The sequence below is a fragment of the Leifsonia soli genome (genome assembly GCF_013408745.1).
GTDB classification, from domain to species: domain Bacteria; phylum Actinomycetota; class Actinomycetes; order Actinomycetales; family Microbacteriaceae; genus Leifsonia; species Leifsonia soli.
This window is the reverse complement of sequence record NZ_JACCBJ010000001.1, coordinates 677,461-701,140: the sequence shown is the minus strand read 5'-3', so window position 1 is coordinate 701,140 and position 23,680 is coordinate 677,461. Positions and strand designations below refer to the sequence as shown.

Genomic DNA, 23,680 nt, shown 5'->3' with positions numbered 1-23,680 from the left:
GGTGTCGGGGCGTCGGACTCCGGCGGTCAGAGCCGGAGGCGGCGGAGGAGCTGGGCGTTGATCGCGACGACGATCGTCGAGAGCGACATGAGCACGGCGCCGAACGCCGGCGACACCACGATTCCCACGCCGATCGCGACCCCGGCCGCGAGCGGCAGGGCGATCACGTTGTACCCGGTGGCCCAGGCGAGGTTCTGCAGCATCTTGCGGTAGGTCGCGGCGGAGAGCGTGATCACCTTCGCGACGCCGCGGGGGTCGCTCGAGGCGAGGACCACCCCGGCCGACTCGATCGCCACGTCCGTCCCGGCGCCGATCGCGATCCCGACGTCCGCCTGAGCGAGGGCCGGGGCGTCGTTGACGCCATCGCCCACCATCGCGACGCGGGAACCGTCGGCCTGCAGCCGGGCGACGGTGCCGGACTTGTCGCCCGGCAGCACCTCGGCGAACACCTCGTCGATGCCGAGCTGCGCGGCAACCGCATCGGCGACGGCCTGCGCGTCGCCGGTCAGCATCGCGACGCGCACGCCGCGGTCGCGCAGCGACCGGACGGCCTCCCGCGACTCCGGGCGGACCACGTCGGCCAGCGCGATCATGCCGGCCACGCGCTCCTCGCGGAGCACGTAGACGACGGTCTGACCCGCGCCGGAGGCTTCGTCGGCGGCCGCGCGGACGGCCTCGCCCGCCGCCAGCCCGCCCTCGGTGAGCAGGCGGGGCGCCCCGACGGCGACACGCTGACCATCGACCACCGCGGACGCGCCGCGACCGCCGAGGGCTTCGAAGCCCGACACCGGCGCGATCGTCAGCCCGCGCTGGCGGGCCTCGCGGACGATGGCCGCGCCGATCGGATGCTCCGCCGGCGCCTCCACCGCAGCGGCGAGCGCCAGCAGCGCGTCGGCATCGCCGTCCTCTGCGACTGCCGCGGCCACGCCCTGGCGGCCCTCGGTCAGGGTCCCGGTCTTGTCGAACAGGACGACGTCGACGCGGCGGGCGTCCTCCATCGCGTGGCGGTCGCGGATCAGCAGGCCGTTCCGGGCGCCGATGGCAGTCGAGATCTGCGCGACAAGCGGGATGGCGAGGCCCAGCGCGTGGGGGCAGGCGATGATGAGCACGGTCACGACCCGCTCCAGGACGAACGCCGGGTCACCTGGACGCAGCAGGGTCCAGGCGATCAGCGTGACCGTGGCGACGGCGAGCGCGACGTAGAACAGCCAGGCGGCCGCACGGTCGGCGAGCACCTGGGTGCCCGACTTGCTCGCCTGGGCGTCGGCGACGAGCTTCATGATGCCGGCGAGCGCGGTGTCCCCACCGGTGCGCCCGACGCGGACGACGAGCGAGCCGCTGCCGGAGATGCTGCCGGCGACGACCTGCTCCCCCGGCCCGCGCGTCACGGGCTTCGACTCCCCGGTGAGGAGGGACTCGTCCAGGTCGCTCCGGCCGTCGACGATCTCGCCGTCGGCGGGCACGGCAGCACCGGGGCGGACGCGCACCAGTTCGCCCACCCGCAGGTCGGAGACCGGGACGGCGACGGGCTCCGCGTGGATGTCGGAGACCCGCTCGGCGGTGTCGGGCAGCAGCTTGGCCAGCTCGCCGAGGGCATCCTGCGCCCCCATGACGGCGGACATCTCGATCCAGTGACCGAGCAGCATGATCAGGATGAGGGTGGCCAGCTCCCACCAGAAGTCCATGCCGGGCAGGCCCAGGGTCACGGCGACGCTGTACCCGAAGGCGACGACGATGGCCAGCGAGATGAGGGTCATCATGCCCGGCTGCTTGGCCTTCAGCTCGTCCACGGCCCCGCGAAGGAAGACCAGGCCGCCGTAGAAGAAGATCGCGACGCCGAACACCGCGGGGATGTACTGGCTGCCGGGGAATCGGGGCCCGTCGAGACCCAGGATCTCCTGCAGCCCCGTCGAGAACACCAGCGTCGGGATGGTGAGGACGAGCGTCAGCCAGAACTTGCGGCGGAAGATCGCCGGGTCGTGGCCGGCGTGACCGGAGTGGTCATGACCGGCGTGACCCTCGTGACCCGAGTGGTCATGGTCGTGACCCGCGTGCTCCGAATGGTCGTGCTCGGCGTGATCGTGCGCCGCGTGGTCGTTATGCCCGTGGCTCCCGTGGTCGTGGACCGCTGTGTGCTCGTTCTTCTCGTCCATATCTCTCGCAACAGTACCCCCTAGGGGTATATTCCTCAAGCCCGCCGCGCTTGCGTGAGCATCCCATCCGGTATTTCCTGGGAACCATGAGACTCACCAAGTTCGAGCACGCCGGACTCCTCCTCGAGAAGGACGGACAGAAGCTCTACGTCGACCCGGGCAGCTTCACCTCTCCTCTCACCGACACCGCGAACGCCGTCGCCGTCGTCATCACGCACGAGCACGCGGATCACTGGACCCCCGAGCAGCTGAAGCGCGTGCTCGAGCTCTCCCCCGATGCGAAGATCTTCGGGCCGGAGGGTGTCGCCACGGCCGCCGCGGACTTCGACATCACGGTCGTCCACCCGGGCGACACCGTCGAAGCCGGCCCGTTCGCGCTCCGCTTCTTCGGCGGCCGCCACGCCGTCATCCACGAGAGCATCCCCGTTGTCGACAACGTGGGCGTTCTCATCAATGACACCCTGTACTACGCCGGCGACTCGTTCTCGGTGCCCGAGGGCGTCGAGGTGGATGTGTTGGCCGCCCCGGCCGGCGCCCCGTGGATGAAGATCGCCGAGACGATGGACTACGTGCTCGCGGTGAAGCCGAAACGTGCGTTCCCCATCCACGAGATGGTGCTCTCGCGCGCCGGCAAGGACATGGCGAACGGGCGCCTCGCGTGGGCGACCGAGCAGAACGGCGGCGCGTTCTCCGCACTGGAGCCCGGCGACTCCCTCGACCTGTGAGCGATCGCCCGGCCATCGTCTGGTTCCGCGACGACCTCCGGGTCGCCGACAACCCGGCTCTCCACGCGGCCGCGCAGACGGGCCGCCCGGTGCTCTGCGTCTTCGTCTGGGACGACGAGACGCCAGAGCTCCGGGCGCCCGGCGGTGCCGGCCGGTGGTGGCTGCACCACAGCCTGGCGTCGCTCGCGGAGTCGCTGGAGCGTCTGGGCTCCCGGCTCGTCCTGCTCAGCGGGCCGAGTGAGAGCGTGATCGCGACGCTGCTGCGCGAGACCGATGCGGCGGCGATCTTCTGGAACCGGCGGTACGGCGGCGTCGAGCGGCGCATCGATGAGTCGGTGAAGACCGCAGCGCGCGCGGCCGGCGTCGAAGCCGCCAGCTTCGCCGCGAACCTGCTCTTCGAACCGTGGACGATCCGCACCGGCCAGGGCACCCCGTTCTCGGTGTACACGCCGTTCTGGCGGTCCTGTCTGGCGGCTGCCGCGCCACGCAGGCCGGGACCGGCGCCGCGCGAAGTGCAGGGGGCATCCGTCCCGCAGTCGCTCGACACCGTGACGCTCGACGATCTGGGGTTGCTGCCGACCCGTCCCGATTGGGCCGGCGGCCTGCGCGAGACGTGGGAGCCGGGCGAGAAGGCCGCGCACGAGCAGCTGCAGCGCTTCCTCTCCGACGATCTGGGCGACTACCGCGAGCAGCGCGACGTGCCAGGAGTGGATGCGACCTCGCGCCTCTCGCCGCGTCTGCGCTGGGGCGAGCTCAGCCCCCACCAGGTGTGGCACGCGACGATCGAGAAGCGGCGAGGCGCGACGGCGGAGAGCGCGTCGACCTTCCTCTCGGAGGTCGGCTGGCGCGAGTTCGCCTACCACACCTTGTTCGAGCACCCCGACCTGGCGACCGTGAACATCCATCGCGAGTACGACTCCTTTCCGTGGCCGCGGCTGCATCCGTCTGCGCTGCGGGCCTGGGAACAGGGTCGCACCGGCGTCCCCCTCGTGGACGCCGGGATGCGGGAACTGTGGAGAACCGGCGTCATGCACAACCGGGTGCGCATGGTGACCGCGTCCTTCCTGATCAAGAACCTGCTCATCGACTGGCGCCGCGGCGAGCAGTGGTTCTGGGACACCCTGGTCGACGCCGACCCCGCGAACAACGCCTTCAACTGGCAGTGGGTCGCCGGGAGCGGCGCGGACGCCGCGCCGTACTTCCGCATCTTCAACCCGGAGCTGCAGCGGAAGAAGTTCGACCCGCAGGGTGACTACGTGCGCCGCTGGGTGCCGGAGTGGGACACCCCCGACTACCCCGAGCCCATCGTCGACCTCGCGGAGACACGCCAGGCCGCCCTCGCCGCCTACGACGTCGTCAAGCGCTCACGCTGATTGGAGCGCGCCGCGGGGCCGGGCTCAGCGGCCGTGCTCGGCGAGGATCTGGTCGACGTCGATGCTGCGCAGCAGCGACTCCCAGTCGATCGAGCGCGCCTCGTCGGCGACCTCCTCGTCGGCGAGCACCCGTCCGCTGCGCTCGACGACGACGCCGCGCGGCAGCATCCGGTTGAGCTCGGCCAGGATGGCGTCGTCCACCGCCTCCGTGTCGAAGTCGGCGCCGACGCGGGCGTAGTAGTCGCCGGACAGTGTGTAGGAGACGATCCCCGTTTCAATGCGGCTCATGTGCCGCATGCTAGCCCGTCCCGGCCACGCGCCGCAGGCCGACGCCCCGAACCGGACGGCCCGAACCGGCCGCACCCAACGATCGCGGGTACAGTGCGCCGCATGACCGATCGACCGGACGACACCCCAGCACCGCGCGACGCCGACGAGCTCACGGACGCCGTGAGCGAGCTCGGCGCGACCGACACCGACCGCCTCGAGGCGGTCGAGGAGCACAACGCGTCCCTGGAGGAGCGTCTCCCGGACGGCAGCGACCTCCCCCGGACCCACGAGGATCCCGAGGCCAACGGGACCCCCGCCCAGGGGTAGCCGCGACGATCCGTCCCCGACCGGGGACTGGGCCGCCGCCGGACCGGTCGATACCGTGGCCGGATGAGTGGACAGCGGATGCGCGATCGCGCCCCGGGAACAGCCGTGATGGAGCAGGTGGTCCGGCTGCAGGAGGCCACACCGCCGCGATCGTCGCTCGCCCGCGCCTTCGGGGTCGATCCGCTGCCCGCCGACGCGCAGCCCTGGTTCACGGGCGCGCTCGGTGAGCGACAGGTCGGCGCGGCGCTCGGACGGCTTCCGATCGACTGGAGCGCCTTCCACGCCGTCCCCGTCGGCTCCGGCGACGCGGACGTCGACCATCTCGTCGTCGGACCGGGAGGTGTGTTCGTCGTCAACACGAAGCATCACCGCGGCGCACGCCTGGCGGTCTACGACCGCTCGGTGCTGGTCAACGGCGTCAAGAAGCCGTACCTGCGCAACGCCGATCTCGAGGCCTCACGGGTCCGCGGGCTCCTGGTCCGTGCCGGGATCGAAGCGCCGGTCCACGCGGCGATCGTGGTCGTCGGCGCGAAGGAGGTGCGCATCCACCGAAAGCCGGTCCGCACCGCTGTCCTGCGCTCGGACTCGCTCGTGCGCTGGCTCACCCGCCGGCCGGCCGTTCTGGACGACGAGACCCTGGCGCAGGCGACTCAACTGTTCGACGACCCCGCGAGCTGGCGCGCCGTCGCATCGCCGCACGACACCGCGGAGCGTTTCAGCGCGATCGAGCGTGAAGTGCGGAGCGCGCAGCTGGTTCGCGCGGGCTGGGGCCTCGCGGGCGGGCTCGCCCTCCTCGCCGCCGCGCTCCCCTTCCTCCCCCACTGACGGGCCCGCCTGACCGGCTCCCCCACCCGCAGCTCCTGAGTTTTTCCGCTCTTTCCGCCCCGCAGAGGCGAAAAACTCCGGAGCTGTCGGCGTGGGAGGCGGGAGCGGTCAGGCGAGATGCGCGGTGGTGCGCATGGTCAGGACGACGGCGCCCTCGGTCTCGGCGAGGTCCAGGTGGATGTCGGCGCCGGCGAGCTCGGTGAGCGACCGCAGGTGCGTCCCGCCGCAGGGGATCTCGACGACGCCGTCCGGCAGCTCGGCATGCCAGCGGCGTCGGTCGCCGAGGCCCGGACGTCCGCCCTCGCGGACGATCGAGATGGCGGCGCCGCTCGCGATCCAGTCGGCGAGCGTCCGATTCGCCGCGGCGGTCACCTCGTCGAGCCGCGCGGGCAGGTCGGCGGCCGCGAAGCCCTTCTTCCGGAGGCTCTTGCCGATCCGGTACTCGTCGACCGAACCGCCCTCCAGGATGCGCGAGCTGGTGATCGCCAGCTGGTCGAAGTTCGGGCGGCCCCGTCCGTCGACGGCGACCTCCTTGGTCCAGAGGCCGGGGAGGGCGTCGTTCAGTGCGAGCGACGCCAGGTGGCAGGCGGTGTGCCCGGCGGACAGCGCGTGGCGCCGGGCCGGGTCGACGCTCACGGCGGCAGCGGCCCCCGGCTCGATGCCCGTCGCGTCCTGAACGAGGTGGCACACCACGAACGCCCAGCCCTCCGTGCCGGTGCGGACCGGCGCGTCACCGACATGCAGGGTCGTGCCGTCCGTCGCGCCGACCACCGCATCCACGACCTCGTACGCTCGGCCGTCGACGGTGATCGTCCCGGCGTCCGCGGGCTGGTCGGGCCACACGGGGTCGACCGGATGGAAGGCGGTCCGGTCGAGGACGACGGCGGTGCGGCCGTCGTCCAGCGGCTGGACGAAGACGACGGCGCCGGTGGAGGTCAGGTCGCCGTCCGGGTAGGTGACGGCGGTGTCGGTGCTGGGCAGGCTCATCCCTCCAGCCTAGGTCGGGCGCGGCCGGCACGCCCGCGCGCACGCACGGGTGGCGACGGGATGCTCCGGTACGGCAGCATGGCCGCATGGCGAACACCGGCGAACAGTCCTGGCAGCGCGTCCCCATCGATCCGCAGAGCGTCGACGCACCGCTGTCGCGTGCCGCCGTCTTCCTGGTGGTGACGGTCGGCGAGACACCCGAGGCGCTCGCCACGGTGAAGGACGTGCTCGGCGGCATCACCGACCAGGTCAAGACGGTCGGGTTCCGCGACCTCGACGCCCGGCTGTCGTGCAACGTCGGGATCGGCGCCACCCTGTGGCCGCGCCTCACCGACACGCCGCTGCCGCGCGAGCTGCACCCGTTCCGTGAGATCGCCGGGTCCGTGCACACCGCGGTCTCGACGCCGGGCGACCTGCTGTTCCACATCCGCGCGGAGCGCAGCGACTTCACATTCGAGCTGGAACGCCAGCTGCTCGATGCGCTCGGCGACGCCGTCGAGGTCGTGGACGAGGTGGTCGGGTTCCGCTACTTCGACGCGCGCGATCTGCTCGGCTTCGTCGACGGAACGGCCAATCCGGCCGGCGGAGACATGTCGCAGGCGGCCATCGTCGGCGACGAGGATCCGGAGCACGCGGGCGGCAGTTACGTCGTCGTCCAGAAGTACCTGCACGACCTCGGCTCCTGGAAGAGGCTCCCCGTGCCGTCGCAGGAGGGCGTGATCGGTCGCACCAAGGTCGAGAACATCGAGCTGGATGACGCCGAGCACGGCCAGAAGTCGCACAAGACCCTCGCGACGATCGTCGACGAGGCCGGCGTCGAGCACGACATCCTCCGCGACAACATGCCGTTCGGACGCCCGGGCCACGGCGAGTTCGGCACCTACTTCATCGGCTACTCCCGCGCCCTCTGGGTGATCGAGCGGATGCTGGAGCGCATGTTCGTGGGCGACCCGGAGGGCAGCTACGACCGCATCCTCGACTTCTCGACCGCCGCGACCGGCACGACCTTCTTCGCGCCGACCCGGGGCTTCCTGGAGTCCCTCGGCGGCTGACGCGACGCGATCGGCCTCTCCCATACGCAGCGTGCTTCGCTCTCCGAACTCACTTCAGAATCAGGACGGCGAACGCCAACCAGGCCGCGGCACCGACGAAGCATGCCAACGCGTGCTTCGGTCGGCGCCGCTTTGCCTGCTCCACGCCCATCAGAATGCACAGAAGGGAGAACAATGAGTAGACCGCAACATCCAGCGGGCTATTGAGAAACCCTGGGAGAGCGTCTGTCAGCGACAGGACGATGCGAATCGCCAGCAAGGTACCCATGGCCCCGGCCACAATCGTCTCCGCGACTCGCAAACTTCTCCCAGTGCTGACTTCCTTCGTCGGTCCCCTGCGTTATCCGGTGCAGGACTTCAGACCGTAGCGGTACCCCACCCGCCGAGCGGAGGGCGCTTCGTCCACGACAAGACGGGGCTCCCCCGTCATGTGTTAGGACGCAGGGAAGTGCGGAGCGTGACGCGAATCCTCGATGTGACGGACGAGAGCCGACGCTCGGGACGCTGATGGTGACGTGACGGTCGCGGCCGAGCTGGAGCACATCCCGACCGTCTGGCCCTCCCGACCGGAGACCGGATGGATCCGGACAGACAAGCTCACGATGCCCGACACGCCTCGCACGTAACGCGGCGCAGTTGTTCGCAACAGGTCGTCATCTTCGTGGCGACCGCGCTCGGCCACGCGGTACAAACGGTCGATCATGTCGCGCATCTTCACGAGCAAGTTCAGCCCTGGGCGGGCCCGCTGGGAGCTGGTCGTCAGCCCCCAGGGCGACGTGTACGCGTTCCCGCTCACCCTGCCGATCGCGCAGCGGCAGGTGCTCGGCGGTCACCGCCGCTATCTCGTCGGGCGCGTCACGCGGGGCGCGCAGGCGTGGACGGCGGCGGGCCCGTCAGGGCTCGTCTACGGGACGACGTTCCCGTCGCTGCCGTCCGCGCTCGAGGCGATCGCCGACGAGGTCGACCTGGCCCCAGTGCCCTGAGCCCGTGCCCTGCACCGCGGCCGCAGCTGCCGGCTCACGCGGACTTGAGCAGCGCGTCCTCGAGGGCCACCCACGGCAGCATTGCGCACTTCACGCGCGTCACGTACTTCGAGACACCGGCCAGCGCGACCGCGTCGCCGAGCAGCTCCTCGTCGCCCTCCAGCGCACCCTTCGAGTGCATCAGCTCGCGGAAGGCGGCGATGGATGCGGCCAGCCGCTCCCGATCCGTCTCCTCCACCAGGTCGCTGAGCAGCGAGGCGGAGGCCGTCGAGATCGAGCAGCCGTGCCCCTCCCAGCCGATCGAGAGGATGCGCCCGTCGGCTGCCGTCCGGACGCCGACCGTCACCTCGTCGCCGCAGGTCGGATTGAACTGGTGCGAGGTGGCCGCCTCGTCGCCCGCGATGCCGTAGCCGTGCTTCTCACGCGCGTGGTCGAGGATGACCTGCTGGTACAGGTTCTGCAGGTCGCTCATCGGACGCCTCCGCTCGTGACGCCGAAGAAGACGCGGGCGTCGGCGATCGCCTCGACGGCCGCATCCACCTCGTCCGCCGTGTTGTAGAGATAGGTGCTGATGCGCGTGCTGGCCGTCGCGCCGAACCGGCGGTGCACCGGCTGCGCGCAGTGGTGGCCGACCCGCACCGCGATGCCGCGGTCGTCGAGGAACTGGCCGACGTCGTGCGCATGGATGCCGTCCACCACGACGCTCGCGAGGCCGACCCGCGGGACGCCGGCCCCTGGCCCGAGGATGCGCACACCGTCGAGCTCGCCGAGGCGGGCGAGCAGCCGCTCCCCCAAGGCCTCCTCGTGCGCCTCGATCGCGGGCATCCCGACCGCATCGAGGTAGTCGACCGCGGCCCCGAGGGCCACGGCCTGCGACACGCGCTGGGTCCCCGCCTCGAAGCGCTGCGGCGCCGGGAGGTACTCGGCGCCCTCCAGCGTCACCTGCGTGATCATCGAGCCGCCGGTGAGGAAGGGCGGGAGGGCGTTCAGGAGCTCGCTGCGGCCGTACAGCGCACCGACGCCGGTCGGTCCGAGCATCTTGTGGCCGGAGAACACGGCGAAGTCGACATCGAGGGCGGGCAGGTCGACGGCGAGATGCGGGACGGACTGGCAGGCGTCGAGCACGACGAGCGCGCCGTGCTCGTGGGCCAGCGCGACCAGCTCGGCCACCGGGTTGATGCCGCCGAGCACGTTGGAGACGTGGGCGAAGGCGACGACCCTGGTGCGCGGTCCGATGATCTCGGCGGCCTGGTCGAGGCGCAGCATGCCGTCGTCGGTGAGGCCGATCACGCGCAGGGTCGCGCCGGTGCGCGCGGCGAGCTCCTGCCACGGGATGAGGTTGGCGTGGTGCTCCGCCTCCGTCACGACGAGCTCGTCGCCGGGGCCGAGGCGGAAGCGCTCCGCGGCCGCGCCGCCGCGCCCGAGCGACGCGTTCGACATCCCGTAGGCCAGAAGGTTGATGCCCTCGGTCGCGTTCGAAGTCCAGACGAGCTCCTCGGGCCGCGCTCCGACGAAGCCGGCGACGCGCGCCCTGGCCTCCTCGAACAGCTCGGTCGCCTCGCCCGCAACGGTGTGCGCACCGCGGTGCACGGCCGAGGTGTACCGCTCGACGAACTCCCGCTCGGCATCGAGCACCTGTCGCGGTTTCTGCGACGTGGCCCCGGAGTCGAGGTAGACGAAGGGGTGCCCGTTCACCTCTCGGGAGAGGATCGGGAAGTCCGCACGGAGGGCGGCGGGGTCGAGAGTTTCGGTGCGCATACCGTCTTCAACGTTAGCGGGGTCCACTTCACTCCCGCTGAGTGTGTCGGCGGCCGTCCGCTTCCGCTCGCGCCGAGGCTTCGCTAGGCTGCTCCCGGCCCCCGAACGGGGGCAGACATCCGGCCCGGACCGTGGCCGGCCCCGACGGCGAAGGTGCGATCATGTCCGATTCCCTCCACACCCCCTCCCGATTCCGCCGGGCGCTCGTCGGCGCCGCCGGCGCCCTCGTGCTCGCGCTCGGCGTCGGCCTCGCGGACGCCCCGGCGGCGCTGGCCTGGGATCCGGGACCGGGCAACGGGCACGGACACGGCGACACCGCCCTCGCACCGCGCACGTCGTTCACGATGGCGCCGGACGGGACGAGCGGAGCCACGCAGGGCGGCGAGGGCATCCCCAACATCGACTCGGTCAAGAAGACGATCGCCACCTACTACGGCGACCCGGGCACCGGGATCGCGAACAAGACCGACTCGCCCTACATCCGCGAACTCGGCGGCATCCTCGCCCGCGAGAAGGCCGAGCTCAAGCCGGAGTACGACCGTGCGGTGCAGCAGGGCCAGAAGCCGGCCATCGTCTTCGACGCGGACGACACGACGCTGTGGACGTACGACATGGAGGTCGCGGACATGCACTTCCAGTTCAACCCGGCCGAGCAGGATGTCTGGGTCCAGGGCCAGCGCTTCCCCGCCGTTCCGGGCATGGTCGACTTCGTGAACCAGGCCGCAGCGCTCGGCTACACGGTGTTCGGGCTCACCGGTCGCAACGACAACCAGAAGGCGGCGACGCTCGGCAATCTCGCGAAGGTCGGCTACACGGCCTTCACGGCGGACGACTTCTACACGAAGTGGACGGGGACCGGCGCGTCCCAGCAGCCTTCCTACATCACCTGTGCGGCGACCAGCTGCACGACCGTCGAGTACAAGGCGGAGACCAGGAAGCACATCCAGGACCTCGGCTACACGATCACCCTCAACGTCGGCGACCAGTGGTCGGACCTCCAGGGCGGCTACGCCGAGGAGGCGCTGAAGCTGCCCAACCCGACCTACTACCTGCCGTCGCCGGACCTGCCCGGCGTCTCCGAGCCGCAGCTCGCACCCCGCACGCACTTCACCATGGCGCCCGACGGCTCGAGCGGCGCAACCGAGGGCGGTGAGGGGATCCCGAACATCGATTCCGTCAAGAAGACGATCGCCACCTACTTCGGAGACCCGGGCACCGGGATCGCGAACAAGGACGACTCTCCGTACATCCGCGAGCTGCGCTCCATCGTGCTGCGCCAGGCTCCCGTGCTCGCCGCGACCTGCTTCGTGGAAAGGAAGCTGCACAAGAACCCGGCGATCGTGCTCGACACCGACGACACCACGCTCTGGACCTACGACATGGAGGTCGCGGACATGCACTTCCAGTTCGATCCGGTCGAGCAGAACGTGTGGGTGCAGCAGCAGCGGTTCCCGGCGACACCGCACATGACGACGCTGGCGGCCGTGGCGCAGAAGGCCGGCTGCACCGTCATCGGGCTGACCGGACGCAACGACGACCAGAAGGCCGCGACGCTCGGCAACCTCGCGAAGGTCGGCTACACCGGGTTCACCGCGCAGAACTTCTACACCAAGTGGACCGGCGTCGGCGCCTCCCAGCAGCCGTCGTACATCGCGTGCGCCACGGCGAAGTGCACGACGATCGAGTACAAGTCGCAGACCCGGGCGCACATCGAGTCGCCGTCCGGTGGCCGGTACGACATCGTGGCGAACTTCGGGGATCAGTACAGCGACCTGATCGGCGGCTACGCCGACCGCACCGTGAAGCTGCCGAACCCGACGTACTACCTGCCGTAGGCTCGGTGCGCTCGATCATGCCCGGTCCGACGACGCCGGACAGGGCCGTGCCGGACAGGGCCGTGCCGGATAGGCTCGGGGCATGGTCGAGCGCACGAACGGTTCCCCCTGGTTCTTCATCGTGGGAGTCGCGCTCGTCGCCGTCGGGCTGGCCGGTCCGCTGCTGGTGGATGCGCTGACCGGCGAGACGCAGTGGCTCGTGCGCGGCGCGGGCGTCCTCGTCGCGATCGGCGGCGCGGTGCTGATCGGCTTCGGCGTGCGCCGGCGGCAGGGGCGCTGACCGCATCCGCTGAGCGCCAGAGGCAGGGGCTACGCTGCACACCATGAGCACCCTCGCCTCCGCCGATGGCACCACGATCGCATTCGAGATCGACGGGACCGGCCCGGCCGTGATCCTGGTGGACGGCGCCCTGTGCTCCCGCGATGCGGGGCCCATGCGAGCGGTCGCCGCCGCCCTCCGCGAACGGCTCACCGTCGTCCTCTACGACCGGAGGGGCCGCGGCGAGAGCGACGACCGGCTGGCCGACCCTGCGGCGCGCGCGGATTCGGTCGTGCGCGAGATCGAGGACATCGCCGCCCTGGTGGATGCCGCGGGCGGCTCGGCCGCGCTGTTCGGGATGTCGTCGGGCGGGGCGCTGGCACTCGCCGCGGCCGCCGCCCTCGGCCCCGACCGCGTGCCGCGCGTCGCCGTCTACGAGCCGCCGTACCTACCCGACCCGATACTCTCCTCCGCCGCCGCGTACACGAGCGAGCTCGGAGCCGCGCTGGCGGCGGGCGACCGTGCCGGGGCCGTCGGGCTGTTCCTCCGCCGGGTCGGCGTCCCGGACGCCGGGATCGAGGGGATGCGCCGCTCGCCCGGCTGGGAGGGCACGCTGGCGCTCGCGCCCACCCTCGCCTACGACGACGCCGCGATGGGCGACAGCCGCATCCCGGACGGCCTGCTGCAGGCGATCAGCATCCCGGTCCTGGCGCTCGCGGGCGAGCAGAGCCCGGGCTTCCTGCGGTTCGGCGCGGAGGGCGTCGCCGCTTCCGCCCAGGACGGCGCGTTCGCGGTGGTGGCCGGCCAGACGCACGACGTCTCCGGCGAGGCCCTCTCGCAGCACCTCATCCCCTACCTCGCAGCCTGACCCCTCGACATTCGTGCCGAATGTGCGCTCTCGCCCGCGCCATATCGCACATTCGCCACGAATCCTTGGGGCGTCAGCCGCGCACGGGCTCCGCGGCGGCGGCGCGGCGGGTGCCGCGGATCGGGCTGGCCGCCTGCTCCGCCTCGTGGTCGGGTCCGAGCGGGATGCCGGTGCGGTCGCGCAGCAGCAGGGTCGCGACGAGACCGAGCAGCGTCATCCCGGCGAGGTACCACGTGACCGAGAGCGTGCTCCCGGTGGCCTGTACCAGCGCGGTCGCGATGGTCGGGGCGAACGCGCCGCCCAGGATCGCCCCGATCGCGTACGAGATCGAGACGCCGGAGAAGCGGATGGACGCCGGGAACAGCTCCGAGTAGAGCGCCGCCTGCGGGCCGTACGTGAAGCCGAGACCGATCGTGAGGATCGCCAGGCCGAGGAACAGCAGGCCGACGTTCCCGGTGTTGACCAGCGGGAACAGCGCGAAGACGCCCACCAGCTGCAGGATCCACCCGATGATGTAGGTGGTGCGGCGGCCGATCCGGTCGCTCAGCCACCCGGCGAACCAGGTCGCGGCCAGCCAGGTCACGGCGGACGCCGCGACGGCCCACAGCACCGGGCCGCGCTCCAGTTTCAGCGGCCCCTCGGGGTTGGTCGCGTAGTTCTGGATGTAGCCACCGGTCGTCATGTAGCCGACGGCGTTGTTGCCGGCGAAGACCAGCGCGGCGACGACCACGAGCAGGGCGTGCTTGCGGAACACCTTCACGATCGGCATCCGGGTGCGCTCTCGGCGCTCCGCGATCTCGGTGAAGACCGGGCTCTCCTCGACGCGGCGGCGCACCCAGTAGCCGATCGCGATGAGCACGACGGAGAACAGGAACGGCACGCGCCAGCCCCAGGCGAGGAACGCGTCCCCGGGGGCGATCACCGTCATGAGGGCCATGGCGCCGGAGGCGAGCAGCAGGCCGAGCGGGACACCGATCTGAGGCGATGCGCCGAACAGGCCGCGGCGGGCGGTCGGAGCGTGCTCGACCGCCATGAGCACGGCGCCGCCCCACTCGCCGCCGGCCGAGATGCCCTGGAGCACTCGCAGCAGGATCAGGAAGATGGGCGCCGCGATCCCGATCGCCTCGTACGTCGGCAGGAGGCCGACGAGCGCGGTGGCGAGTCCCATCAGGATCAGCGTCACGACGAGCACCTGGCGCCGGCCGTAGCGGTCGCCGAAGTGCCCGGCCAGGAACGCCCCGAGCGGACGGAACAGGAAGCTCACGCCGACCGTCAGGAACGACAGGACGGTCGCGAACTGCGGGCCGGCCGGCGCGAAGAAGAGCTGGCCGAAGACCAGGCCGGCGGCGGAGGCGTAGATGAAGAAGTCGTACCACTCGACCGTCGTTCCGATGACGGTGGCGAAGACGACGCGGCGGCGATCCGTCTGCGAGCGGATGCTGCCGGTGGGCGTGAAGGGGGATGTGCTCATCGTTGTGTACTCCCAGTGCTGCGACATCGTTGTCCCGGAGCGGCGCTCCGATCCGGCAATGATATACGATTTCGCATCCGACGCAACGGACGATGTTCGCACCCCCCTTCGCGGCTCAGCCGACGGCGTCGAGTTCCGCGATCGCGTCCTCGGGAAGCCGCAGCCCTGCCCCCGCGATGTTGTCACGCAGATGCGCCACCGACGACGTGCCCGGGATCAGCAGGATGTTCGGCGAGCGGTGGAGCAGCCAGGCCAGCGCGACGGCCAGCGGCGTCGCGCCGAGCCGCTCGGCGACGGAAGCGAGCTCACCGGACTGGAGCGGCGTGAACCCGCCGAGCGGGAAGTACGGCACGTACGCGATCCCCTCGCGCGCGGTCTGGTCGACCAGCGCGTCGTCCTGCCGGTTGGCGATGTTGTAGAAGTTCTGCACGGTGACGACCGGCGCGATCGCCTGCGCCTCCGCCAGCTGCTCCGCGCTCACCGTGCTGAGCCCGAGGTGCCGGACGAGTCCCTCCTGTTGGAGGTCGGCCAGGGCACCGAACTGCTCGGCGAGCGACCCCGGCTCGGGGCGGTCGAACCCGCCGACGCGCAGGTTGACGACATCCAGCGCCTCGACTCCGAGCGATCGCAGGTTCTGGTGCACCTGGTCGCGAAGCTGCTGCGGCGACCGCGCATGCGGCCAGTTGCCCTCGGCGTCGCGCTCCGCGCCCACCTTGGTGACGATGTGAAGGGTGTCGGGATAGGGCGCGAGCGCCTCGTGGATGAGCTCGTTCGTGACGTGCGGACCGTAGAACTCGGCGGTGTCGATGTGCGTGATGCCGGCCTCGACGGCCGCGCGGAGGACCGCGATCGCTCCGTCCCGGTCGGCCGGCGGACCGAAGACGCCCGGGCCGGCGAGCTGCATCGCGCCGTAGCCGAAGCGGGTGAGGTCGAGGTCGCCGGTGCGGTAGCTGCCGCCGGGGAGGGCGGCGCGGGTGGTGTCGATGTCTGTCATGGCATCCACTCTGCTGCGCCGTCCGCGCGCCAGGCAGTGCCGCCGCGATCCTGGGGGCGGGAGGACCTGGATGCGCTCCCTGCTGGCTCCTAGACTCGCGCTGTGCCCTCCTCCCGCGCCGAACCGAACTCCCTCGGCGAGTACCTCCGCGCCCGGCGCGAGCTCGTCGATCCCGCCTCCGTCGGCCTGCGCGTCACCGGTGTCCGCCGGACGCCGGGACTTCGTCGCGAGGAGGTCGCGACGCTCGCGGGCATCAGCGCGGACTACTACCTGCGCCTCGAGCAGGGCAGAGACCGTCACCCGTCCGCCCAGGTGCTGAACGCGCTGGCCCGCGTGTTCGATCTCGACGCGGCCGCCACCGAGTACCTGCTGAGCCTCGCCGAGCCGCAGCCATCACGCGCCAGGCGCCCCGCCCGCCGTGCGGTGCCGAAGGGCGTCCTCCAGCTGCTGGAGGTGCTCGACCTGCCTGCCTTCGTGGAGGACAGGATGTTCGACGTGCTCGCCGCGAACAAGCTCGCGACGGCGCTCTCCCCCAGCATCCGCCCGGGCGCCAACCGGCTCCGCTCGCTCTTCCTCGACGCGGACGAACGGGCGCTGTACCCGGACTGGGAGCAGGCGACGGCCGGCCTGATCGCGTCGTTCCGCGCGTCCATCGGCAGCGACGTCGACGACCCGCGCATCGCCCGGCTGGTGGGTGAGCTGTCGTTGGGCAGCGAGCACTTCCGCAAGCTGTGGGCGCGGCACGACGTGCGCGGGCTGGGCGGAGGCGCCGCCCGGCTCGATCATCCGCGGGTCGGGATGCTGGAGCTGAGCCGCGAGAAGCTGCCGATCGGCGACTCGGGCGGCCAGCTGCTGGTGATCTATCACGCCGCGCCGGGATCGGCGTCCGCCGCCGCTCTGCGGGAGCTCGGCCGGCAGCAGGCCGCCGACGAGCCGGCGCTCTCCTCCCCCGCTTCCGCCGGCTCCGCCCCCACGTCCGCCCGCCGTCCCGCCTCCTGAGCGACGCCGTCCCTCCCCGAGTTGCGACATCCTGTCGCCACTCGAACCGGATACCGACATCGAGTCACGACTCGGCGCCCCGCACGTCCGGGTGGCCGCGGTGTACAGGAAGATATACGATCCACTCGGGGACATCGTCCCCTCCTCCGACGTCGAAGGGACCCCCGAGTGCTCGATCGCCCGACCATCCAGGCCATCGCCGACGAACTCGCGACCGCCGAGCGCGACCGGACGACGGTCCCCCTGCTGACCGCACGGCATCCGGACATGACGGTCGAGGACTCCTACGCCGTCCAGCGCGTGTGGGTCGAACGCGGCCTCGCCGAGGGCCGACGCCTCATCGGCCGCAAGATCGGCCTCACGTCGAAGGTCATGCAGCAGGCGACCGGCATCACGGAGCCCGACTACGGCGCGATCTTCTCGGACATGGTCTACGAGACCGGCTCCGTCATCCCCTTCGACCGGTTCTCGAACGTGCGCATCGAGGTGGAGCTCGCCTTCGTCCTCGCCGACCCGCTCGAAGGCCCCGACGTCACCCTGTTCGACGTCCTCGGCGCGACCCGGTACGTCGTGCCGGCGCTCGAGATCCTGTCCTCGCGTATCGAACTGCAGGGACGCACGATCGTCGACACCATCTCGGACAACGCGGCGATGGGCGGGATGGTCGTCGGCGGCCGGCCCGTCGCCGTGGATGCCGTGGACCTCCGCTGGGTCTCGGCGCTGCTGTACCGCAACGAGACCATCGAGGAGTCCGGCGTCGCGGCGGCCGTGCTCGACCATCCCGCCACCGGGGTCGCCTGGCTCGCGAACAAGCTCGCCCAGCACGGAAGCCGGCTCGAGGCCGGCGACATCGTCCTCGCCGGCTCGTTCACCCGCCCGGTGTGGGTGGAGCGCGGCGACACCGTCCACGCCGACTACGGAACCCTGGGAGCCGTCACATGCCGATTCGTCTAGACCCCGCGCCGACGTTCGCCGACCGGCTCCGCTCCGCCGACCGCGCCCTGGTGGGGATGTGGTCCTGCGCCGGCAGCCCGCTGGTCGCGGAGATCTGCGCGGGCAGCGGGCTCGACATCGTCCTGATTGACGGGGAGCACTCCCCCGTGAATCTGGAGTCGATCCTCGCGCAGCTGCAGGCGGTCGCCCCGTACCCGGCGGTTCCGGTGGTGCGCGCGCCGTTCGGGGAGCCGGTGGTGCTGAAGCAGCTCCTCGACCTCGGCGCCCAGAACATCCTCGTCCCGATGGTCGACAGCGTCTCGCACGCCGAGGCCATGGTGCGGGCGGTGCGGTACCCGCCGCACGGCGTCCGCGGCGTCGGAAGCGCGCTCGCCCGCTCGTCCCGATGGAGCCGCATCCCCGACTACCTGGCCCGCGCGGACGACCTGGTCTCGCTGACCGTGCAGATCGAGACGGCCGACGCGGTCGGAGAGGCCGCGGCGATCGCCGCGGTCGACGGGGTGGATGCGCTGCTCGTCGGCCCGGCCGACCTCGCGGCCTCCCTGGGGCTCCTCGGCCAGCAGAATCACCCGGATGTCGTCGCGGCCGTGGAGGGTGTGATCGCCGCCGGACGCGCCGCCGGCACACCCGTTGGCGTGAACGCGTTCGACCCCGCCACGGCCGACCGCTATGTGGCGGCGGGCGCCGCCTACGTGCTCGTCGGGGCCGACGTCACGCTGCTGGCGCGGGCATCCGAGGCGCTCGCCGATCGCTTCATCGGCGCGGCGACCGACTCCGCTCCTCCGGCGAGCTACTGAGGTGGCGCAGCCCCGACAGATTGTATATGATCTCGAATACGTTCCCGCTCGAACTGATCCCCGACGATGAGGAGGCACCACCCGTGACGGACATCGCCCGGCCCGGCAAGATCATCGCGGTGCACCTGAACTACCGGTCGCGCGCTGCGCAGCGCGGGCGCACCCCGGCACAGCCGTCCTATTTCTTCAAACCCTCCTCCTCCGTGGCCGCCTCCGGCTCCGAACTGGAACGGCCCGCGGGCACCGAGCTCCTCGCGTTCGAAGGCGAGATCGCCCTGATCATCGGCCGCCCCACCCGCCGCGTCTCGCCGGAAGACGGCTGGGCGGCCGTCTCCGGCGTGACCGCCGCCAACGACTTCGGGCTCTACGACCTCCGCGCCGCGGACAAGGGCTCCAACGTCCGGTCGAAGGGCGGCGACGGCTTCACCCCGCTCGGCCCGGCGGTGCTCGCGGCGGCCGACCTCGACCCCGACGCCCTCCGCGTCCGCACCTGGCTCAACGGCGAGCTGGTGCAGGAGGGCACCACCGACGACCTGCTGTTCCCGTTCGGCCGCCTGGTGGCCGACCTCTCGCAGTTGATGACCCTGGAGCCCGGCGACGTGATCCTGACCGGCACCCCGGCGGGGTCGTCGGTCACGCGACCCGGCGACACGGTCGAAGTCGAAGTGGATGCGCCGACGGCCCCCGGCGCACCGTCCACCGGGCGCCTGGTCACGCGCATCGCCGAAGGCCGCATCCCGTTCGGCGACTTCGGGACGAAGCCGAGCGTCGACGACGTGCAGCGCGCCGAGGCCTGGGGCACGGTGGCGCCAGGGGCAGCGGCCTGGCGGCTGACCGACGAGCTCCGCGCGAAGCTCGCGAGCGTCTCCACCGCCACCCTCAGCTCGCAGCTCCGCAAGCGCGGCCTCGACAACGTCTCCATCGACGGCCTCACCTCGACGCGGCCGGGCACCCGCGTCGTCGGCACGGCGCGGACCCTCCGCTACCTCCCCAACCGGGAGGACCTCTTCGCCGCGCACGGCGGCGGGTACAACGCCCAGAAGCGCGCGTTCGACTCCGTCGGCGCCGGCGAGGTGCTCGTCATCGAAGCCCGCGGCGAGCGCGGCAGCGGCACCGTCGGCGACGTGCTGGCCCTGCGCGCTCAGGTCAACGGCGCTGCCGGCATCGTCACGGACGGCGGCGTCCGCGATCTCGCGGTGGTCGCCGCCCTCGACATCCCGACCTACCACAACGGGCCGCATCCGGCGGTGCTCGGGCGCAGGCACGTGCCCTGGGACACCGACGTGACCATCGCGTGCGGCGGCGCCGCCGTGCAGCCGGGCGACGTGATCGTGGGAGACGCGGACGGCCTGCTGGTCATCCCGCCCGCCCTGGTCGAGGAGGTCGTCGACGACGCGATCGAGCAGGAGCGCGAGGAGCAGTTCATCGCGGAGCAGGTCGCGGCCGGGCACCCGGTCGACGGGCTCTTCCCGATGGACGCCGAATGGAGAGAGAGGTACCGCGCATGGCTGACGCAGCACTGAAGGCCGCGGCCCCGAGCAAGTCGCAGCTCGCGTACGAGTTCATCCGGGCCCGCATCGACGACGGCCGGTACGTCTCCGGCTTCCGGCTCGTGCTCGGGCAGATCGCCGGTGAGCTCGACATCAGCGTCGTCCCGGTGCGGGAGGCCATCCGGCGGCTGGAGGCGGAGGGGCTGGTGACGTTCGAGAAGAACGTCGGCGCTCAGGTCGCCCTGCTGCACGAAGCCGAGTACACGTACACGATGGAGACGCTTGCTCTCGTCGAGGGCGCCGCCACCCAGCTCTCCGCACCGCTGCTGACCGCCGAGCACCTGGAGCGCGCCCGGGAGATCAACCGCGAGATGATCGCGTGCCTGGACGACTTCATCCCGCACCGGTTCACCGAGCTGAACCAGGAGTTCCACGCCGTGCTATTCGAGGAGTGCCCCAACCCGCACATCCTCGACCTGGTGCACCGCGGCTGGAACCGGCTGACCGTGCTCCGCGACTCGACGTTCAGCTTCGTGCCCGGCCGCGCCCGGGAGTCGGTGGACGAGCACGAGCACATCGTCGAACTCATCGAGTCCGGCGCGGAGCCGCTCGAGATCGAGCTCGCCGCGCGACGCCACCGGCTCGCCACCCTGGACGCCCTCCACCGCCGCCAGGAGCAGGCGGCCGCGAGCGAGCACCAGCAGCACTGACCGTCCCGACCGACAGGAGGCCGCGCATGGCGCAGCACCACATCCCCGAGAACCTCCCGGACACGATCCGGCACTTCATCGACGGCCGGTTCGTCGACAGCGTCTCGGGCGCCACCTTCGATGTGCTCGACCCGGTGTCGAACGAGACCTACGCCCGGGCCGCCGCCGGGCAGAAGGAGGACATCGACCTCGCCGTCGCCGCCGCGCGCCGCGCGTTCCGCGAGGGCCCGTGGCCCCGCATGAAGCCGCGCGAACGCGCCCGGGTGCTGAACCGGATCGCCGACGCGGTCGAAGAGCAGGATGCGCGCCTCGCCGAGCTGGAGACCTTCGACACCGGCCTCCCCATCACCCAGGCGCTCGGTCAGGCGCAGCGGGCCGCGGAGAACTTCCGCTTCTTCGCCGATCTGATCGTCGCGCAGGCCGACGACGCCTACACGGTCCCCGGCAGCCAGCTCAACTACGTCAATCGCAAGCCGATCGGCGTCGCCGGGCTCATCACCCCCTGGAACACGCCGTTCATGCTGGAGAGCTGGAAGCTGGCTCCGGCCCTCGCGACGGGCAACACCGTCGTGCTGAAGCCCGCCGAGTTCACCCCGCTGTCGGCCAGCCTGTGGGCCGAGATCTTCCGCGCGGCCGGAGTTCCGGACGGCGTCTTCAACCTGGTGAACGGTCTCGGCGAGGAGGCGGGGGACGCGCTGGTGAAGCATCCCGACGTCCCCCTCATCTCGTTCACCGGCGAGAGCCGGACCGGGCAGATCATCTTCGCCAACGCGGCACCGTTCCTCAAGGGACTGTCGATGGAGCTGGGCGGCAAGTCCCCCGCCGTGGTCTTCGCCGACGCCGACCTGGATGCGGCGATCGACTCCACCCTGTTCGGCGTGTTCTCGCTCAACGGCGAGCGCTGCACGGCCGGCTCCCGCATCCTGGTCGAGCGTCCGGTCTACGACGAGTTCCTGGAGCGGTACGCCGAGCGGGCGAAGCACATCGTCGTCGGCGACCCGCACGACCCGAAGACCGAGGTCGGGGCGCTCGTGCATCCGGAGCACTTCGAGAAGGTCATGTCGTACGTCGAGCTCGGCAAGCAGGAGGGCCGTCTCCTCGCCGGCGGCGGGCGCCCGGAGGGCCTGGAGCACGGCAACTACGTCGCCCCGACCGTGTTCGCCGACGTCGCGCCCGATGCGCGGATCTTCCAGGAGGAGATCTTCGGCCCGGTCGTCGCGATCACGCCGTTCGACTCGGACGAGGAGGCGCTGGAGCTCGCGAACGGCGTCCGCTACGGTCTCGCGGCCTACATCTGGACCACGGATCTCGAGCGCGCGCACACCTTCGCCCAGAACGTCGAGGCCGGGATGGTGTGGCTCAACTCGCACAACGTCCGCGACCTGCGCACACCGTTCGGCGGGGTGAAGGCCTCGGGCCTCGGGCACGAGGGCGGCTACCGCTCGATCGACTTCTACACCGACCAGCAGGCCGTGCACATCACGCTGGGCCCCGTCCACACCGCGCGGTTCGGCGCGAGCGCACATCAGCCGGAGGAAGCCGCGGAGGCGGCCGAGGACGCCGGCGACGCCTGACCGGCCACCCCACCCACCAACACAGACCCAGCAGCACAGACCCACCCGCACAGACCCACCCGCACAGACTCAACGCAGAGGACGCACCACCATGACCATCACCCCCGGCTCCCCGGAGCCCGTCGTGACCAGCACCGACCTCATCCCCGCCCCGGCCGACCGCATCCCCACCCCGAAGGCCACCCCGCCGGACGTCGTGCGCTGCGCCTATATGGAACTCGTCGTCACCGACCTGGCGGCCAGTCGCGAGTTCTACGTCGACGTGCTCGATCTCGTCGTCACGGAGGAGGACGAGAACGCCGTGTACCTGCGGTCGTTCGAGGAGTTCATCCACCACAACCTCGTGCTGCGGAAGGGTCCGGTCGCCGCCGTCGCCGCCTTCGCGTACCGCGTGCGCACGCCGGAGGATCTGGACCGCGCGGTGGCGTTCTACACCGAGCTCGGCTGCCGGGTCGAGCGTCGTGCCGAGGGGTTCACGAAGGGCGTCGGCGACTCCGTGCGCGTCGAGGACCCGCTGGGCTTCCCGTACGAGTTCTTCTACGAGGTGGAGCACGTGGAGCGTCTGGCCTGGCGCTACGACCTCTACACGCCCGGCGCGCTCGTCCGGATCGACCACTTCAACCAGGTCACGCCCGACGTGCCGCGCGCCGTGAAGTACATGGAGGACCTCGGGTTCCGCGTCACCGAGGACATCCAGGACGAGGCGGGCTCCACCTACGCCGCGTGGATGCGCCGCAAGCCGACCGTGCACGACACCGCGATGACCGGCGGCGACGGTCCGCGCATGCACCACGTCGCCTTCGCCACCCACGAGAAGCACAACATCATCGCGATCTGCGACAAGCTGGGCGCGCTGCGACGCAGCGACTGCATCGAACGCGGCCCCGGCCGCCACGGCGTCTCGAACGCGTTCTACCTGTACCTGCGCGACCCCGACGGGCACCGGGTCGAGATCTACACGCAGGACTACTACACCGGCGACCCGGACAACCCGGTCGTGACCTGGGACGTGCACGACAACCAGCGCCGCGACTGGTGGGGCAACCCCGTCGTACCCTCCTGGTACACGGAGGCCTCGACCGTCCTCGACCTCGACGGCAACCCCCAGCCGCTGACGACCCGCACCGACGACTCCGAGATGGACGTCACGATCGGCGCCGACGGCTTCTCGTACACCCGCAAGGGCGAAGAGGCGCAGGGCTTCAAGCTCGGAGCGCAGGTGTAGTCCGGTGTGCGTTCTGCGGGCTTCTGCGTGGGCCAGCGGGGTGCGCTAGGG

At 71.3% G+C, this 23,680-nt stretch carries 24 protein-coding genes; 16 read left to right on the top strand and 8 right to left on the bottom strand.

Annotation, left to right across the window (positions count from 1 at the left end; genetic code table 11):
• Positions 1–26 precede the first annotated feature (26 nt).
• Positions 27–2,153 (bottom strand): copper-translocating P-type ATPase, encoded by a 2,127-nt coding sequence (locus BJ963_RS03425; RefSeq protein WP_179454641.1) that lies wholly within the window; start codon positions 2,151–2,153, stop codon positions 27–29.
• Between the two features lie 86 nt (positions 2,154–2,239).
• Between BJ963_RS03425 and BJ963_RS03420 the strand changes: the two genes are divergently transcribed.
• The gene (locus tag BJ963_RS03420; protein WP_179454639.1) at positions 2,240–2,878 is read left to right on the top strand and encodes an MBL fold metallo-hydrolase; all 639 of its coding nucleotides are present in this window, start codon (positions 2,240–2,242) and stop codon (positions 2,876–2,878) included.
• On the top strand, positions 2,875–4,251 hold the full coding sequence (locus tag BJ963_RS03415) for an FAD-binding domain-containing protein (RefSeq protein ID WP_179454637.1): 1,377 nt from the start codon (positions 2,875–2,877) through the stop codon (positions 4,249–4,251). Before BJ963_RS03420 ends, BJ963_RS03415 begins: the two co-directional genes overlap by 4 nt.
• A 24-nt stretch (positions 4,252–4,275) precedes the next feature.
• Here BJ963_RS03415 and BJ963_RS03410 read toward each other — a convergent pair whose 3' ends face one another.
• Positions 4,276–4,539 carry a hypothetical protein gene (locus tag BJ963_RS03410; protein WP_157696928.1) on the bottom strand — a complete coding sequence of 88 codons (264 nt, stop codon included), beginning with the start codon at positions 4,537–4,539 and terminating at the stop codon, positions 4,276–4,278.
• A 102-nt stretch (positions 4,540–4,641) separates the two neighbouring features.
• On the opposite strand from BJ963_RS03410, the gene BJ963_RS03405 reads away from it, so the two are divergent.
• A complete protein-coding gene (locus BJ963_RS03405; RefSeq protein ID WP_179454635.1) occupies positions 4,642–4,848 on the top strand; it encodes a hypothetical protein in 207 nt (68 codons plus the stop codon).
• Positions 4,849–4,911: 63 nt separating this feature from the next.
• Positions 4,912–5,673, top strand: coding sequence for a nuclease-related domain-containing protein (locus BJ963_RS03400; RefSeq protein WP_246297980.1), 762 nt, complete (start codon positions 4,912–4,914; stop codon positions 5,671–5,673).
• A gap of 108 nt (positions 5,674–5,781) precedes the next feature.
• On the opposite strand, the gene BJ963_RS03395 is transcribed toward BJ963_RS03400, so the two are convergent.
• Positions 5,782–6,660 carry an alanyl-tRNA editing protein gene (locus tag BJ963_RS03395; RefSeq protein ID WP_179454633.1) on the bottom strand — a complete coding sequence of 293 codons (879 nt, stop codon included), beginning with the start codon at positions 6,658–6,660 and terminating at the stop codon, positions 5,782–5,784.
• Between the two features lie 86 nt (positions 6,661–6,746).
• Here BJ963_RS03395 and BJ963_RS03390 point away from each other — a divergent pair, with 86 nt between their 5' ends.
• Positions 6,747–7,712 (top strand): Dyp-type peroxidase, encoded by a 966-nt coding sequence (locus tag BJ963_RS03390; protein WP_179454631.1) that lies wholly within the window; start codon positions 6,747–6,749, stop codon positions 7,710–7,712.
• 49 nt (positions 7,713–7,761) lie between these two features.
• On the opposite strand, the gene BJ963_RS03385 is transcribed toward BJ963_RS03390, so the two are convergent.
• Entirely contained in the window at positions 7,762–7,980 is a 219-nt protein-coding gene (locus tag BJ963_RS03385; RefSeq protein ID WP_179454629.1) for a hypothetical protein, read from the bottom strand.
• A gap of 433 nt (positions 7,981–8,413) precedes the next feature.
• On the opposite strand from BJ963_RS03385, the gene BJ963_RS03380 reads away from it, so the two are divergent.
• The gene (locus tag BJ963_RS03380) at positions 8,414–8,695 is read left to right on the top strand and encodes a hypothetical protein (RefSeq protein ID WP_179454627.1); all 282 of its coding nucleotides are present in this window, start codon (positions 8,414–8,416) and stop codon (positions 8,693–8,695) included.
• Between the two features lie 34 nt (positions 8,696–8,729).
• On the opposite strand, the gene sufU is transcribed toward BJ963_RS03380, so the two are convergent.
• Together sufU and BJ963_RS03370 are read right to left on the bottom strand one after the other, a co-directional pair.
• Complete coding sequence (sufU, locus tag BJ963_RS03375) at positions 8,730–9,167, bottom strand: Fe-S cluster assembly sulfur transfer protein SufU (RefSeq protein WP_089911895.1); 438 nt, start codon at positions 9,165–9,167, stop codon at positions 8,730–8,732.
• Positions 9,164–10,453 (bottom strand): cysteine desulfurase, encoded by a 1,290-nt coding sequence (locus BJ963_RS03370; protein ID WP_179454625.1) that lies wholly within the window; start codon positions 10,451–10,453, stop codon positions 9,164–9,166. Before BJ963_RS03370 ends, sufU begins: the two co-directional genes overlap by 4 nt.
• Before the next feature lie 161 nt (positions 10,454–10,614).
• Here BJ963_RS03370 and BJ963_RS03365 point away from each other — a divergent pair, with 161 nt between their 5' ends.
• The 3 genes from BJ963_RS03365 to BJ963_RS03355 all read left to right on the top strand — a co-directional run bounded on the left by BJ963_RS03365 (position 10,615) and on the right by BJ963_RS03355 (position 13,415).
• A complete protein-coding gene (locus BJ963_RS03365; protein WP_179454623.1) occupies positions 10,615–12,288 on the top strand; it encodes an HAD family acid phosphatase in 1,674 nt (557 codons plus the stop codon).
• An 82-nt stretch (positions 12,289–12,370) separates the two neighbouring features.
• Entirely contained in the window at positions 12,371–12,568 is a 198-nt protein-coding gene (locus BJ963_RS03360; protein WP_179454621.1) for a hypothetical protein, read from the top strand.
• Positions 12,569–12,611: 43 nt separating this feature from the next.
• Positions 12,612–13,415, top strand: coding sequence for an alpha/beta fold hydrolase (locus BJ963_RS03355; RefSeq protein ID WP_179454619.1), 804 nt, complete (start codon positions 12,612–12,614; stop codon positions 13,413–13,415).
• Between the two features lie 73 nt (positions 13,416–13,488).
• Here the strand turns inward: BJ963_RS03355 and BJ963_RS03350 are convergent, their stop codons facing one another.
• Positions 13,489–14,886, bottom strand: a complete 1,398-nt coding sequence (locus tag BJ963_RS03350; protein ID WP_179454617.1) for an MFS transporter — start codon at positions 14,884–14,886, stop codon at positions 13,489–13,491.
• Between the two features lie 115 nt (positions 14,887–15,001).
• On the bottom strand, positions 15,002–15,880 hold the full coding sequence (locus tag BJ963_RS03345; RefSeq protein WP_218857011.1) for an oxidoreductase: 879 nt from the start codon (positions 15,878–15,880) through the stop codon (positions 15,002–15,004).
• 102 nt (positions 15,881–15,982) lie between these two features.
• On the opposite strand from BJ963_RS03345, the gene BJ963_RS03340 reads away from it, so the two are divergent.
• The 7 genes from BJ963_RS03340 to hpaD all read left to right on the top strand — a co-directional run bounded on the left by BJ963_RS03340 (position 15,983) and on the right by hpaD (position 23,629).
• Positions 15,983–16,879: an MmyB family transcriptional regulator gene (locus BJ963_RS03340; RefSeq protein ID WP_179454615.1), complete on the top strand. Its 897-nt coding sequence runs from the start codon at positions 15,983–15,985 to the stop codon at positions 16,877–16,879.
• Positions 16,880–17,047: 168 nt separating this feature from the next.
• Positions 17,048–17,833 (top strand): 2-oxo-hept-4-ene-1,7-dioate hydratase, encoded by a 786-nt coding sequence (gene hpaH, locus BJ963_RS03335; protein ID WP_179454613.1) that lies wholly within the window; start codon positions 17,048–17,050, stop codon positions 17,831–17,833.
• Positions 17,818–18,630, top strand: a complete 813-nt coding sequence (locus tag BJ963_RS03330) for an HpcH/HpaI aldolase family protein (RefSeq protein ID WP_179454611.1) — start codon at positions 17,818–17,820, stop codon at positions 18,628–18,630. The genes hpaH and BJ963_RS03330 overlap by 16 nt, the downstream gene beginning before the upstream one ends.
• 26 nt (positions 18,631–18,656) lie before the next feature.
• Positions 18,657–20,153: a fumarylacetoacetate hydrolase family protein gene (locus tag BJ963_RS03325; RefSeq protein ID WP_218857010.1), complete on the top strand. Its 1,497-nt coding sequence runs from the start codon at positions 18,657–18,659 to the stop codon at positions 20,151–20,153.
• Entirely contained in the window at positions 20,135–20,830 is a 696-nt protein-coding gene (locus tag BJ963_RS03320) for a GntR family transcriptional regulator (protein ID WP_089911920.1), read from the top strand. Before BJ963_RS03325 ends, BJ963_RS03320 begins: the two co-directional genes overlap by 19 nt.
• 26 nt (positions 20,831–20,856) lie before the next feature.
• A complete protein-coding gene (hpaE, locus tag BJ963_RS03315) occupies positions 20,857–22,404 on the top strand; it encodes a 5-carboxymethyl-2-hydroxymuconate semialdehyde dehydrogenase (protein WP_179454609.1) in 1,548 nt (515 codons plus the stop codon).
• Between the two features lie 91 nt (positions 22,405–22,495).
• On the top strand, positions 22,496–23,629 hold the full coding sequence (hpaD, locus tag BJ963_RS03310; RefSeq protein ID WP_179454607.1) for a 3,4-dihydroxyphenylacetate 2,3-dioxygenase: 1,134 nt from the start codon (positions 22,496–22,498) through the stop codon (positions 23,627–23,629).
• The last annotated feature ends 51 nt before the right edge of the window (positions 23,630–23,680 follow it).

Excerpts from the sequence above, each read along its gene's own strand:
- BJ963_RS03425 (WP_179454641.1), bottom strand. The coding sequence starts at position 2,153 with ATGGACGAGAAGAACGAGCACACAGCGGTCCACGACCACGGGAGCCAC.
- BJ963_RS03420 (WP_179454639.1), top strand. The coding sequence starts at position 2,240 with ATGAGACTCACCAAGTTCGAGCACGCCGGACTCCTCCTCGAGAAGGAC.
- BJ963_RS03410 (WP_157696928.1), bottom strand. The coding sequence starts at position 4,539 with ATGAGCCGCATTGAAACGGGGATCGTCTCCTACACACTGTCCGGCGAC.
- BJ963_RS03405 (WP_179454635.1), top strand. The coding sequence starts at position 4,642 with ATGACCGATCGACCGGACGACACCCCAGCACCGCGCGACGCCGACGAG.
- BJ963_RS03400 (WP_246297980.1), top strand. The coding sequence starts at position 4,912 with ATGAGTGGACAGCGGATGCGCGATCGCGCCCCGGGAACAGCCGTGATG.
- BJ963_RS03395 (WP_179454633.1), bottom strand. The coding sequence starts at position 6,660 with ATGAGCCTGCCCAGCACCGACACCGCCGTCACCTACCCGGACGGCGAC.
- BJ963_RS03390 (WP_179454631.1), top strand. The coding sequence starts at position 6,747 with ATGGCGAACACCGGCGAACAGTCCTGGCAGCGCGTCCCCATCGATCCG.
- BJ963_RS03385 (WP_179454629.1), bottom strand. The coding sequence starts at position 7,980 with ATGGGTACCTTGCTGGCGATTCGCATCGTCCTGTCGCTGACAGACGCT.
- BJ963_RS03380 (WP_179454627.1), top strand. The coding sequence starts at position 8,414 with ATGTCGCGCATCTTCACGAGCAAGTTCAGCCCTGGGCGGGCCCGCTGG.
- sufU (WP_089911895.1), bottom strand. The coding sequence starts at position 9,167 with ATGAGCGACCTGCAGAACCTGTACCAGCAGGTCATCCTCGACCACGCG.
- BJ963_RS03370 (WP_179454625.1), bottom strand. The coding sequence starts at position 10,453 with ATGCGCACCGAAACTCTCGACCCCGCCGCCCTCCGTGCGGACTTCCCG.
- BJ963_RS03365 (WP_179454623.1), top strand. The coding sequence starts at position 10,615 with ATGTCCGATTCCCTCCACACCCCCTCCCGATTCCGCCGGGCGCTCGTC.
- BJ963_RS03360 (WP_179454621.1), top strand. The coding sequence starts at position 12,371 with ATGGTCGAGCGCACGAACGGTTCCCCCTGGTTCTTCATCGTGGGAGTC.
- BJ963_RS03355 (WP_179454619.1), top strand. The coding sequence starts at position 12,612 with ATGAGCACCCTCGCCTCCGCCGATGGCACCACGATCGCATTCGAGATC.
- BJ963_RS03350 (WP_179454617.1), bottom strand. The coding sequence starts at position 14,886 with ATGAGCACATCCCCCTTCACGCCCACCGGCAGCATCCGCTCGCAGACG.
- BJ963_RS03345 (WP_218857011.1), bottom strand. The coding sequence starts at position 15,880 with ATGACAGACATCGACACCACCCGCGCCGCCCTCCCCGGCGGCAGCTAC.
- BJ963_RS03330 (WP_179454611.1), top strand. The coding sequence starts at position 17,818 with ATGCCGATTCGTCTAGACCCCGCGCCGACGTTCGCCGACCGGCTCCGC.
- BJ963_RS03325 (WP_218857010.1), top strand. The coding sequence starts at position 18,657 with ATGATCTCGAATACGTTCCCGCTCGAACTGATCCCCGACGATGAGGAG.
- BJ963_RS03320 (WP_089911920.1), top strand. The coding sequence starts at position 20,135 with ATGGCTGACGCAGCACTGAAGGCCGCGGCCCCGAGCAAGTCGCAGCTC.
- hpaE (WP_179454609.1), top strand. The coding sequence starts at position 20,857 with ATGGCGCAGCACCACATCCCCGAGAACCTCCCGGACACGATCCGGCAC.
- hpaD (WP_179454607.1), top strand. The coding sequence starts at position 22,496 with ATGACCATCACCCCCGGCTCCCCGGAGCCCGTCGTGACCAGCACCGAC.